At 44.9% G+C, this 12,588-nt stretch carries 7 protein-coding genes; 5 read left to right on the top strand and 2 right to left on the bottom strand.

Annotated elements, in window-relative coordinates; genetic code table 11:
• Positions 1-1,253: 1,253 nt before the first annotated feature.
• Complete coding sequence (locus NST25_RS26190) at positions 1,254-1,970, top strand: hypothetical protein (RefSeq protein ID WP_175623587.1); 717 nt, start codon at positions 1,254-1,256, stop codon at positions 1,968-1,970.
• Between the two features lie 131 nt (positions 1,971-2,101).
• Complete coding sequence (locus tag NST25_RS26185) at positions 2,102-3,112, top strand: ketoacyl-ACP synthase III (protein WP_076128027.1); 1,011 nt, start codon at positions 2,102-2,104, stop codon at positions 3,110-3,112.
• A 125-nt stretch (positions 3,113-3,237) separates the two neighbouring features.
• Here the strand turns inward: NST25_RS26185 and NST25_RS26180 are convergent, their stop codons facing one another.
• Entirely contained in the window at positions 3,238-4,257 is a 1,020-nt protein-coding gene (locus tag NST25_RS26180; protein ID WP_076128026.1) for a LacI family DNA-binding transcriptional regulator, read from the bottom strand.
• 306 nt (positions 4,258-4,563) lie between these two features.
• Here NST25_RS26180 and NST25_RS26175 point away from each other — a divergent pair, with 306 nt between their 5' ends.
• A complete protein-coding gene (locus NST25_RS26175) occupies positions 4,564-9,669 on the top strand; it encodes a carbohydrate binding domain-containing protein (RefSeq protein ID WP_340392798.1) in 5,106 nt (1,701 codons plus the stop codon).
• Between the two features lie 72 nt (positions 9,670-9,741).
• Here NST25_RS26175 and NST25_RS26170 read toward each other — a convergent pair whose 3' ends face one another.
• The gene (locus NST25_RS26170) at positions 9,742-10,299 is read right to left on the bottom strand and encodes a transcriptional regulator (RefSeq protein WP_036685364.1); all 558 of its coding nucleotides are present in this window, start codon (positions 10,297-10,299) and stop codon (positions 9,742-9,744) included.
• Between the two features lie 256 nt (positions 10,300-10,555).
• Here NST25_RS26170 and NST25_RS26165 point away from each other — a divergent pair, with 256 nt between their 5' ends.
• Both NST25_RS26165 and NST25_RS26160 read left to right on the top strand, forming a co-directional pair.
• Positions 10,556-11,749, top strand: a complete 1,194-nt coding sequence (locus NST25_RS26165; RefSeq protein WP_036685362.1) for a glycine betaine/L-proline ABC transporter ATP-binding protein — start codon at positions 10,556-10,558, stop codon at positions 11,747-11,749.
• On the top strand, positions 11,749-12,582 hold the full coding sequence (locus NST25_RS26160; RefSeq protein ID WP_076099393.1) for a proline/glycine betaine ABC transporter permease: 834 nt from the start codon (positions 11,749-11,751) through the stop codon (positions 12,580-12,582). Before NST25_RS26165 ends, NST25_RS26160 begins: the two co-directional genes overlap by 1 nt.
• The last annotated feature ends 6 nt before the right edge of the window (positions 12,583-12,588 follow it).

The following is a 12,588-nucleotide window of genomic DNA, read 5'->3' as shown; positions in this document are numbered from 1 at the left end:
TTGTTTCGGCAGTAGGGTGGTAGTAGTGCTGCAGTAGTGCTGCAGTAGTGCGACAGTAGTGCGACAGTAGTGTGATAGTAGGGAGGCTGTGGGAGGGCGGTAGTGGGGCGGTTGCGGGCGGGTCAGTGTGCTTTCGGACTCAGCTGCCGCTATTTGCTAATTTAGAGCCTTTTGCGGGTAGTTTCGGACTGGAGAGGCGCTATTCCTCGTAAAATGGCTCATAATGGGGTGATTTTGCGGCAATAGTGACTCTGGAGTCCGATAGCTTATGAAAAGAGACGTTTGTGCGGAAATAACGGCTCTGGAGTCCGAAAGCGACTTTGAAAGTCCAAGTAACACCGTGCACCCAAGCGACAACGAGCACTTCAAGTAACTTTGATCATCCCGAGTAGCGTCGAGGACTTCAAGTAACTTTGATCATCCCGAGTAGCGTCGAGCACTTCAAGTAACTTTGATCATCCCGAGTAACGGCGAGCACTTCAAGTAACTTTGATCATCCCGAGTAACGGCGAGCACTTCAAGTAACTTTGATCATCCCGAGTAACGTCGAGCACTCCAAGTAACACTAAGCATCCCGAGTAACGTCGAGCACTCCAAGTAACATTAAGCATCCCGAGTAACATCGAGCACTTCAAGTAACATAGATCAACTCTGTGGCTTAAAAATTGATTAGTTTAGGGGCAGTAGGGCGGTTGCGGGAGGTCTGGCGTTGTGCTTTCGGACTCAACTGCCGCTATTTGCTAATTTAGAGCCTTTTCCGGTTAGTTTCGGACTGGAGGGGCGCTATTCCTCGTGAAATGGCTCATAATGGGGTGATTTTGCGGCAATAGTGACTCTGGAGTCCGATAGCTTATGAAAAGAGACGTTTGTGCGGAAATAACGGCTCTGGAGTCCGAAAGCGACTTTGAAAGCCCAAGTAACACCGTGCACCCAAGCGACAACTAGCACTTCGAGTAACATTAAGCATCCAGAGTAACGTCGAGCACTTCAAGTAACATCGTGCACCCAAGCGACAACGAGCACTTCAAGTAACATTAAATTTGCTGATGTTTTTTTGAAAGAGGTTACCTCATGAGTAGAAATAGTTACTTCTGTGAGGGCCTCTTTTTTATGCGCGTATAAAGTTTAAGTTTGACGGTCCTCAAATTTGATTATTCATTCATATAGAGTTTGATTCTATGATATAAATGAGGTAGCCTTTATAGAATGGGTAGCCGTTATATAAATACATGTTAGTGAAGGGTTTGAGGGAAATGTTGTTGTCAAAATGGAGAGGGTTTTCGTTACTAGGGCTGCTCTTAATGCTTGTACTATTATCAGGCTGTTCTAAAGGAACAGCGCATGTCACAGTGAATAAGAATGGAAGCGTAGATTTTGCAGTGAATATGAAAGTGAATTCGCGGGCAGAAGCGTTGATTAGCGGAAAAATGGAAGATGCTCTGGTAAACAAACTTAAAGATCAGGGGATTGAGCTAGAGAAAAGCCAAGATGGAAAATCTACAGTCTATGAATTCATGAAATCTTATGCCTCTTTTGAGGAAATGAAAGCACTCTCTGGTGACTTAGATATTGTGGACCTGAAATTAGATACCAAAGATTATTGGGTTTATACCAAATATGATGTTGAGGCGAAGCCTAAATTAAATAGTTACATAGACACCATAATGGATAATATGGGATCGCTCAGCTTATCGAAGCCGATTATTCGGGCGTTTTTGCAAAACATGGCTTTTGACTTTAAATTAACGTTACCTGTGGATTTATATGGAGACAATAATGCAAATGTGGAGGACGGCAGAACCCTTACTTGGAATGTTACACTAGCGGATACAGAGCCAATTCAAATGCAGGTTTATGTGCCTAATGTATGGAATATCGTGATTGTGCTTATCATTTTAGTGGTGGTTATTGTAACTGCGATTATATTGTTTATCAGAAAAAGAAAGCAGCGTAATAGAAAACGGTTCTAAGTGGGTTCGTAAGGTTTCGGAAGTGCCGGGAAGCTAGGATGCTTTACCGGCCTTCTTTACTTTTTAGCAGGCACAGAGTTATAATTAGTACCAAGTACTAATATCAGATACTAATTGAAGAGGTGATTGGAATGACAGGTGCAAAAATTACCGCTATCGGAACCTATGTCCCAGCTAAAAGACTGACTAATGCCGATCTGGAACAGATCGTAGATACAAATAATGAATGGATTGTGCAACGGACCGGAATCCGTGAGCGTCGAATTAGTCGGCAGGATGAGTATACAAGTGATTTATGTGCAGCAGCTGTGCAGGATCTTATGACTCGTTATGGAAAAAGCGTTCAGGATGTCGATATGGTCCTGGTAGCTACGAGCACACCTGACTTTTCCTTTCCCTCAGTAGCTTCTTTGATTCAAAATCGTTTTAACATTCCACAGACTGCGGGTGCTATGGATTTGAGTGCAGCATGCGCGGGTTTTGTCTATGCACTGCATACTGCTCACAGTTATGTGGCTTCAGGAATGCATCGCAAGGTACTGGTTATTGGTGCGGATACGATCTCCAAGATTACGGATTATACTGACCGCAGTACATGTATTCTTTTTGGGGATGGAGCGGGAGCTGTACTTGTGGAAAGTGATGAGCAGTCGACGGGATTTTTGGGCTTCCAGCTGGCAAGTGATGGCGGTGGGGCACATCATGTGTACCGTACGGGGCTTGCCCATACTGTAAACAATATTGAGCTGGTAGATACACAAATGCTGGTACAGAACGGACGTGAAGTGTTTCGCTGGGCGGTCAGAACGGTTCCTTTAGGTGTGCAACAACTGCTTGAAAAAGCGGAGGTAACTCTGGAGGAAGTAGACTGGTTTATTCCACACAGCGCTAATATGCGCATGATTGAGCCAATTTGTGAGCGATTAAATTATCCGCTGGAGCAGGTGCTGCACAGTCTTGTGAATTTCGGCAATACTTCTGCTGCCACGATTCCTTTAGCACTCGATTTGGGCATCCGCGAGGGTAAAGTACAAAATGGACAAAAGATCCTGATGTATGGTTTTGGTGCCGGATTGACCCAGGCTGGACAATTGATTGAGTTGAATTTGGATCATCAGGTAGGGATACCTACTCCATATTAAGAGGTGGAATTTGGCGAGTTAATGTCCAATGAATGTTTATAACGAAACGTTTCGGTTAATCAATAAAAAGACAACGCCGTTTGCGGAAACCCGCTTACATTGGCTGTTGTCTTTTTTTTTGTTGATTACTGAGTATTTAATTGACTGCCACAGGATTCACGTACAATAAGCACAGGCTCCACTACAAACGATCCACCGCCAGACTGATTGTTAATCAAGTCATAGAGCATATGAGCAGCGAGGATGCCAAGTCGTTCTTTGTTCTGGCGGATGGTCGACAGTTTTGGACTGGTATATTTACAGGCTTCAATGTCGTCACAACCGATAATGGCAATATCTTCAGGAACGCTGAGGCCGTGTTCTTTCAAAGCCCGGATGGCTCCCAGAGCCAGCAAATCAGAAGCCGCAAAAATGGCTTTTGGTAAATTTCCGGCTTGAATTAATTGCTGCATAGCCGTATAACCGCTGGGCTCAAAGAAATCGTCGCCATGAACAAACCACTGACGGTTCAAAGTGAGGCCGAAGCTTTCAATAGCTTTGACATATCCGGATTCCCGCAGGTTAGAAATATCTGAATCCGCTGCACTTCCGATAAATCCAAGCTCTCTATAGCCAAGTAGATAAAAATGCTCCACGACCTTGGAAGAAACCTGAAAGTTATCTGACATCACAAAGCCGGATTTTTTGCCCTTTAGCTCAAGGTCGACCCCGATACAAGGAATACTGCTCATATCCAGATCGCGGATGGTAGGCTCCATCTTTTGCCCGGAAATAATGACACATCCATCCACATTAAAATGAACAGATCGAGCGAAATAATCGCCGCTGCTGATGAATTTCTCGTTGGAAAAGAAAATGAGATCGTAGCCCAGAACGCCCATCTGCTTTTTAAAGGAATTTAGCACTTCTACGAAAAAGGGATGGGTAAATTCGACATTAAGCTCGCCAGCAAAAATAACCCCGATCAGATTCGACTTCTTAGTTGCGAGTGTCTTGGCGGAGTTGGAAGGTGAATATCCGGTTTGTTCGATGATCTCCAAAACTCTTTGCTTGGTTTTTTCGGAAACATCGCTGTAATTGTTCATAATTTTCGAAACAGTCGAGACAGAAACGCCGGCCATTTCGGCAATCATTTTGATATTCATAGTTAATAAAGCCACCCTCCGCTAAATAGTTGAAATTTGAGAAAAAGACTGTTCTAGAGCGGTTATTTGCGAGTTATTATGAATAGGGTGAATAAAAATTCAATTATTTTCAGTCTATTATTATTGCCGAAACAAGTCAAATATATATTTCACTATGCAGATTTATTCCAAAACAATCTATGTAAAAAAATTCAAAATTACATCTTTACAAAAATAGAAAACTAAGCAACAATAGCATTGTCGAAACCGATTTCGATTTTTCGCTTGAATTACGAATATTACGAAATTCGAGGAGTGATGTTTAGGATGAAAAGGAATTTCACAGCAGCGCTTGCTGCTATGCTCCTTGTCACCGGGCTGCTATCACCGGTTGGGAGCATGAATGCTTCAGCGGCAGAGGGGTTAAAGGAAAACTCACCTGATTCAGCGGCAATGAAAGTGGAAAATGAACCAATCAATGGATTGAAAGCGTTTACCGATGTATCTCCAAGTCATTGGGCCGCAGGCCCATTACAGCGTTGGAGCGCAAATGGGATCATAAGCGGATATGACGACGGGTCGTTTCGTCCGGGTAAGGAAGTCACGAAGGCAGAATTCGCAGCTATTATGAATCGTATATTTAATTATCAGGAGCAATCGGATAAGGTTCCCGCTGATGTCCAGGCTACAGACTGGTATAAAAATGATATAGCCAAAGGGATTGCAGCTGGATATTTAAGCAGTGATCAGAAGAACAATATTTATCCTTCAAAAGCACTTTCGCGCGCTGAGGCGGCGTTAGCATTGGAGAAAGTGTTTCGTTTCAATGCAGACAAAAGCAGTACAGCAGCATTCACCGATCTGAACGGAGTCAGCGATGAAACCGCAAAAGCAATAGCTGTTCTATCGAGTGCAGGTTTTGTAAAAGGATATCCTGGAGGTTTGTTTAAGCCAGATGGTGGGATCACCCGTGCAGAGTTAGCTCAGTTGGCTGATCGAATGGTTTCGGGACTCCTCCTGAAATCAGGAGAGACTTCACTAGGAACAGTTAAGGGCAATGTAGTCATTAATCGGGCTGATGTGATTCTTAAAGACACGGTCATCCAAGGTAATCTTTATCTAACCGAGGGGATAGCTGACGGGAATGCAAAGCTTGAAGGTGTAAAGGTAACTGGGACTACTTTTGTACGGGGAGGCGGCGAGCAAAGTATCGGCTTACACCATACTTCTCTTGGACTGCTTCAAGTAGCCAAGCCTAATGGTAAGGTTCGGATTTATGCCAGCGGGTCGACAGCTGTGGGTACAGTGCAGCTGCTATCTGGGGCAATCTTGGAAGAAAGCAGCGATCTTACCGGGGCAGGGTTTGGGGATGTTGAGATGAATGTCGTTCCTCACAATATTTCGCTTCGCGGAACATTTGCAGCGGTTCGTTCGGCAGACTCAGCAGTCAGCGGTTCTTTGTTAAGAATCCTTGGAACTGTCGGCAGCCTTACTCTGGGAAGTCCGACCCAATTAACATTGGAGAACAATTCACAAGTGGCGGCACTAATCCTATCTACGAGCGCTGGAGGTACAGCAATTCAAGGCAGCGGAAGCGTAACCACAATAGATAACAAAGCCGATGGAGTAACGATTGGCGGTGTAGCATTAAAAAAAGGAAACACTGGCAAAACAACATTGCCAATAGCAAGCTCAGCGCCAAGCAGTTCGGGGAATGTAGGTCCAATATCGACACCAAACTCCACACCTGAAGCAACGGCGACACCTACGGCAACTGTTACGCCAATCGAAACACCAACACCAACACCAACACCAACACCAACAGCCACACCGACACCGACACCGACACCAACACCAACACCAACACCAACACCAACACCAACACCAACACCAACACCAACACCAACACCCACAGCCACGCCAACAGCCACGCCAACACCAACCACTGATCCGTGGACACTGGTGTGGGGGGATGAGTTTGATGATGGAGAGATTGATGCTACAAAGTGGACCTATGACCTTGGAGATGGTTCGCAATACAACAATCCAGGTTGGGGAAACAATGAGAAGCAGTGGTATACCAACGATGAGAAGAATGTAAAGGAACAGGACGGTAACCTGATCATTACGGCCCACAAAGAAGAAAAAGCTGGCAAACAATATACTTCTACACGGATTAAGACTAAAGGGTTGTTTAGTAAGAAATATGGGAAATTTGAAATTCGGGCCAAAGCACCTACTGGAAAAGGGTACTGGCCGGCGATCTGGATGCTGCCGGAGAACGATGTGTACGGGACTTGGGCTGCTTCCGGTGAGCTTGATATTATGGAAGGCTGGGGCAGTCGTCCAGACACGGTAGCGGGGACGATTCATTACGGCGGTATGGCGCCGAACAATGTATACTCCGGCAAAGAGTATGTATTTCCGGACAACGCTACGATTGAGCAGTTCCATACGTACTCTATTGAGTGGGAGCCGGGCGAAATTCGCTGGTATGTGGATGGTGAATTATATTCGACCAAAAATGACTGGTACAGCATCAGCAATGGGCAGCCTGCCAATAATGTGTATCCAGCGCCGTTTAATCAGAAGTTCCATTTGCTGATGAATCTGGCCGTAGGCGGTAACTTTGATGGTGATCCGACTAGCGAAACCGTATTTCCAAAATCGATGGAGATTGATTACGTTAGAGTCTACGAGCTGACAGGTCGTGAGTACCGCGAGCCTATTCCAGTTACACTGGAGAAGGCAGCCTATCCAGAAGGCTCCAAGCTTGCACTGGCAGACGGCAACATGGTTTATAACAACAATTATTCGGAGCAGGTGCCGGGGGATGGCGGTATGGGAATCCCGAATACCGCACATTGGGCACTTTATAAAGAAGCAGGGGCTGAAGCTACGGTTTCTACCGTTCCTATTGGGGAGCGCAATTATGTGAAGGTAGATATCAGCAGTGGCGGCGGCAATTTTTATTCGATTCAACCCCAAGCTATCGTATCTATAGCTAAAGGCAGGTTCTATAAACTCAGCTTCGATGCCAAAACCGATATGTCCCGCAGTATGAGCGTTCGGTTAACAGGTGGAGAATCTCGTGGATTTGCAGCGTATTCTCCATCGCTTAAGGTAGATCTAACTTCAGCGATGACGCATTACGAAACGATGTTTCAAATGAAGGAGAACTCAGATATTGCTGCACGCGTCGAGTTCAACGTGGGTACCAATACTTCACCGGTATGGTTTGGTAATGTCAGATTAGAAGAGATTGAGAATATTCAATTCCCGCATGATAGTGCGAAGGAACCGCTGCCCAACGGTAATCATCTGTACAATGGTACTTTCGATATTGGGGAACCCAATCGGATGAGTTATTGGCATACGGAAGCAGCTGGTGGTGCAACGGTAGAATCAAGCGTTAATGACAATGGCCAGTTAAAGCTACAGATTGGCGGCAGTGAAAATGGTGAGGTTCGGTTACTTCAGAAGGGAATTCAGCTCATTCAAGGGCAGGACTACGAGGTTACCTTCAATGCTTCAGTCTCCTCTGCACGCACAGGAACGGTCCAACTACTAGGAAAAGACGGCAGTGTACAGGCAGAACAACCGGTTAGCTTAAGCGAAGGTGAGCAAAAAATTAAAGCCACCTTTATCAATCTTAGAGGTGCAACCGATCATGAAGGACAATTCGTATTACTGTTAAACGGAGCTGTGGATACAGTCGTTCTGGATAACTTCCAGATGATACGTACTAGCTTCTATTTTGATCCATCGCTAATATATTACCCGCTCCTGAATGGTGAATTTAACTTTGGGTTTAGCGCCTGGGATCGCCTGTTGACAGAGCAGGGTGGTCAGAGCAGCGCTACGGTTGCAGATGGAGCAGCAAAATTTAGCATTACGAATACCGGCAGTCAGGCGTATTCTGTAATGTTGTTTCAGAACAACTTGAAAGCTGCTGCTGGAATGGATTATGTGGTTGAATTTGATGCCAGTTCAACCGTAATCCGCAAAATCGGGGTGAACGTAGAAAATGGTACGTATAAGGCCTCGTTCAGCAATATTGTGGAGGTAATGCCGGAGACGAATCATTACAGATTCGAATTCCGGCAAGGCAGCAAGGATACATTGTCTCTTAAATTCCTGCTTGGGAAGGTTGAGGGGATTAGTATTCCCCAAAACCATGATATTATCATTGACAATGTGAAATTTGAGATCAAAAATGCACCGGCCAAACCGCAGGAGCTGCTAAGCGACAGCAGCAATAACAGAGTTTCGCAGCCGATTGAGCTTACTTTTATCGATAATGAAAATTGGCGGAATCAAATCATGGCGGTAAAGGTTAACGGTACAACACTTAATGCAGAGCAGTACACTATTGAACCGGGGAAAATCACAATTGAAGCAGCAGTATTTCCGGCAGAAGGAAGTTATACCATTACTGTTGAGGCTGAACATTATGTTACTGCAACTGTCGCGCAGACTATTCTAGCTAATGATAACAATCTAGTTATCAATGGTTCGTTTGGCAGCGATAAGACGGGCTGGACTACATGGTCCGGAGAAGGTGGCGTCTCCGCGTTTAATGTGAAGGATGGCGTAGCTGAAATTCTGATTACGTCGGCCGGATGGGAGGTGTGGCATACACAATTTTTCCAAGAGGGTATTCCACTGGAGGGCGGAAAAACGTATGAGGTGAGCTTCAAAGCGAAATCAACGGTTCCGCGCCAAATTGTGTTAGAATACTCCAATACTTCAGCTGCTTCCGCGCAAGCTAAGTTTGATATTCATGCGGATTGGGCTACTTATACAGCACAATTTACGGTGTCGAACAGCAACCCGCTGAAGCTTAATTATCTGATCGGCAAAACGCTGGGCGCTGATCCTGCGGCTAATAGTACGCCGCATACGATTTCTTTTGACGATATTGTGGTCAGGGAGGTACAAGGGGGTCCACCAGTAATACCGCCAAGCGGTACGCTGGATAATGGAACCTTCGATGTAGATGCAACGGGCTGGAGCCAGTATTTTGACGGAATCGGATCTGCTTCTGTTCAAGAGGGGGAATTTGCTATCAACTTAACAGGTACCGGGCAAGCCCCTTATAGCGCACAGGTGGATTACGAAAATCTCAAGCTCGTTCAGGGAAAAACGTACACCTTGAAGTTTAAAGCTCGTTCTACAGTAAACCGCAATATTCAGGTAGCTGTGGAGCATAAAGGCGGGGACTACACCAAATATATGGAAGCTGAGCTTGTAGCCTTGACCCAGAATATGGACGAATACAGCTACACTTTTACAATGAATGGGGCTACAGACGCTGGTGTTCATCTGGTGTTTTTGCTAGGGCTTATAGATGGGAATAGTACGGAGACGAATAGTGAAATTAGCGCGGGCAGTACAATTTATTTGGATGATGTAAGCTTGATCGAAGGGTAAACGAAAAAAACGGCAGTGTTTTCCTTTTACAGGAGCACTGTCGTTTTTTTGTGTGTTTTTTGTGGGTTTGATTTAAGTTTCTTTAGGGATAAATTCAAAAATTTTGCCACTCTCAAAAGATTCTATTAGTTTCAGCAACCAGCGGTAGTAGTTAATGGATTCAGTTATTTTTTCTTCATCTGTATTTAAGAGCTGCATAAGTTTACTATCGTCACTATACTCTTTTTTCATATCGTTAATTTCTGCAAGTGATTTCGCTAGTGAGATCATATTACCTTCGACGGCTTTTCTCCATTTAATAGAGAAGTAATCACTGAAGTTCTGATGCCAGTCAGGCACAGTGGTGAACAAGTCTTTGCGCGTCCCTCTCCCCCATACTTTGTCGATCATTTTCAGATCTAGAAGGGTACGGACTCCCGTACTCATGGACGTTTTACTCATTCCCATTGTTTTGCTGAGCTCATCCAGTGTCACTGGACCTTGATTGAAGTACATATAACCGTATAAATGTCCAATAGACAAGGTAATGCCATACAGATCCATGTTTTTGCCGATAGAATCGATCACACGTTCACGGGCTTTACTAATCTTCTCTATTTGTTCGGGCGTAAGCCCTTCTAAATCGTTCATGATGTCCCTCCTGAGGAATAGGTCGATAGACTGCAACCTTATACAATGTATTGTAATCAAATCCCCCTCCATAAGTAAAGAATTCATGAATAAAGGAATTTGGCGTAAAACAGAGTATTCCATACATAAAGTTCGTAAAGTTAAAACTGTACACTAATTTTTATCCGTATATGGTGTTTGCATGAATTTTCAATAGTCCGGTAAACTACTATAAGTGAACTAAACCCGGATAACATTTCGGGAGAAGGAGGACGGCATGGCTATTATAGAGGTGAAACAACTAACCAAAGTATTCGGTCATGATGCGGGACGCGCGATTCCTTTATTAGAGCAAGGGATGTCGAAGGAAAAAATTGCTCAGGAATTGAAGTTGACAGTCGGAGTCAACAAAGCCGAATTCAGCATTGAAGAAGGAGAAATATTCGTCATTATGGGTTTGTCCGGCAGCGGTAAGTCGACGCTGGTTCGTTTGTTGAACCGCTTGATTGAGCCTACAGGGGGGCAAGTTCTTTTTAAAGGGAAAGATGTTGTGAAAATGAATCCGGAGCAGCTGCGCCAATTCAGACGGAAGAACATCGGCATGGTGTTTCAGAAGTTCGCATTATTTCCACATCGAAGCGTACTGGAGAATGCAGCATACGGGCTTGAAGTTCAGGGCGTAGATAAAAAGAAAAGAACTGAACTGGCAACAGAAGCCTTGCATCTGGTAGGTCTGAAAGGTTGGGAGAATCATCGTCCTGATCAACTCAGTGGAGGGATGCAGCAGCGTGTTGGACTGGCACGGGGCCTTGCTAACGACCCGGATATCCTGCTTATGGATGAGGCATTTAGTGCACTGGATCCGCTTATTCGTAAAGACATGCAGCAAGAGCTGCTGGAATTACAGGCCAGAGTGAAGAAGACCATCGTGTTTATCACTCATGATCTAGACGAAGCTTTGCGGATTGGAGATCGGATCGCACTGATGAAGGACGGAGTCATTGTGCAAATTGGTACACCGGAAGAAATCCTCATCCAACCTGCCAATAAATATGTAGAGCGATTCGTGGAGGATGTGGACTTGTCCAAGGTGTTGACTGCAGCTCATGTAATGCGTCAGCCGGAAACAGTCAGACCTGAACGCGGGCCTCGGGTAGCGCTTCAATTAATGCGTGACAGTGGTATATTCAGTCTGTATGTAGTGGACAAGGAAAATAAGCTTCTGGGTGTTATTACAGCTGAGGATGCCCTTAAGGCACTGAATGATAATAAATCTATTCTGGAAGTAACGCGGAGAGAAATCCCACGTGTACAACCGGAAACGCTACTCAATGATTTCTTTGAATTAATATCTGAGACACATTTGCCTGTAGCCGTCGTAGATGAAGCGGATAAATTGAAGGGTATTGTGATTAAAGGAGCCGTTCTTTCCGCACTCGCCGGCAACGCGGTACCGGAAGGAGGATTATAATGGACATTCCTAAACTGCCTTTGGGAAAGGCACTCGAGTGGTTGGAAAATTGGCTGACGACTTATTGTGGGCCCCTGTTTGACTTCATCCATTCGATTATCGGTGGTATGGTGGCTGGCATTGAAAATGCACTTACCTTCCTGCCAGCATTAGTACTTATCGTGCTTATTGCAGCTTTGTCTTATTGGATCGGTAAATGGCGCATGGCACTATTTGCGGTCATTGGGCTGCTTCTGATTGATAATCTTGGATTATGGGGACCTTCTATGCAGTCCTTGGCCCTTGTTCTAACCGCCTCGATATTGGCTGTAGTAATTGGTGTGCCGATTGGTATTTTATGTGCGCAGAGAAATACCGTTAGAAATATAGTTACGCCTATTTTGGACTTTATGCAGACGATGCCGGCTTTTGTATATTTATTGCCAGCAGTATCCTTTTTCTCACTGGGCGTAGTTCCAGGGGTTATTGCTTCGATTATTTTTGCAATTCCGCCAACGATTCGCTTGACCAATCTCGGAATTCGTCAGGTTTCGGAGGAACTGGTGGAGGCAGCAGATGCTTTCGGATCGACACCTACTCAGAAATTAGTTAAATTGCAGCTTCCGATCGCTTTACCAACAATTATGGCAGGTGTGAACCAGACCATTATGTTGTCACTGTCAATGGTTGTTATCTCATCGATGATTGGTGCACAGGGCGTGGGTGCCTATGTATACCGTGCGGTATCACAGGCTAAGACAGGAGACGGATTCGAAGCAGGGATTGCGATCGTTATTATCGCCATTCTGCTGGACCGTTTGACACAGAACGCACTAAAACCAAAACAAAGATAGGAGTTT

Source organism: Paenibacillus sp. FSL E2-0190 (genome assembly GCF_037992965.1).
In the GTDB taxonomy this organism is placed as follows: Bacteria; Bacillota; Bacilli; order Paenibacillales; family Paenibacillaceae; genus Paenibacillus_AQ; species Paenibacillus_AQ odorifer.
Note: the sequence above shows the minus strand (reverse complement) of the source record. Positions and strands in the feature narration are given on the sequence as shown.

Coding starts and splice junctions, on each gene's coding strand:
- NST25_RS26190 (WP_175623587.1), top strand. CDS start 1,254: ATGTTGTTGTCAAAATGGAGAGGGTTTTCGTTACTAGGGCTGCTCTTA.
- NST25_RS26185 (WP_076128027.1), top strand. CDS start 2,102: ATGACAGGTGCAAAAATTACCGCTATCGGAACCTATGTCCCAGCTAAA.
- NST25_RS26180 (WP_076128026.1), bottom strand. CDS start 4,257: ATGAATATCAAAATGATTGCCGAAATGGCCGGCGTTTCTGTCTCGACT.
- NST25_RS26175 (WP_340392798.1), top strand. CDS start 4,564: ATGAAAAGGAATTTCACAGCAGCGCTTGCTGCTATGCTCCTTGTCACC.
- NST25_RS26170 (WP_036685364.1), bottom strand. CDS start 10,299: ATGAACGATTTAGAAGGGCTTACGCCCGAACAAATAGAGAAGATTAGT.
- NST25_RS26165 (WP_036685362.1), top strand. CDS start 10,556: ATGGCTATTATAGAGGTGAAACAACTAACCAAAGTATTCGGTCATGAT.
- NST25_RS26160 (WP_076099393.1), top strand. CDS start 11,749: ATGGACATTCCTAAACTGCCTTTGGGAAAGGCACTCGAGTGGTTGGAA.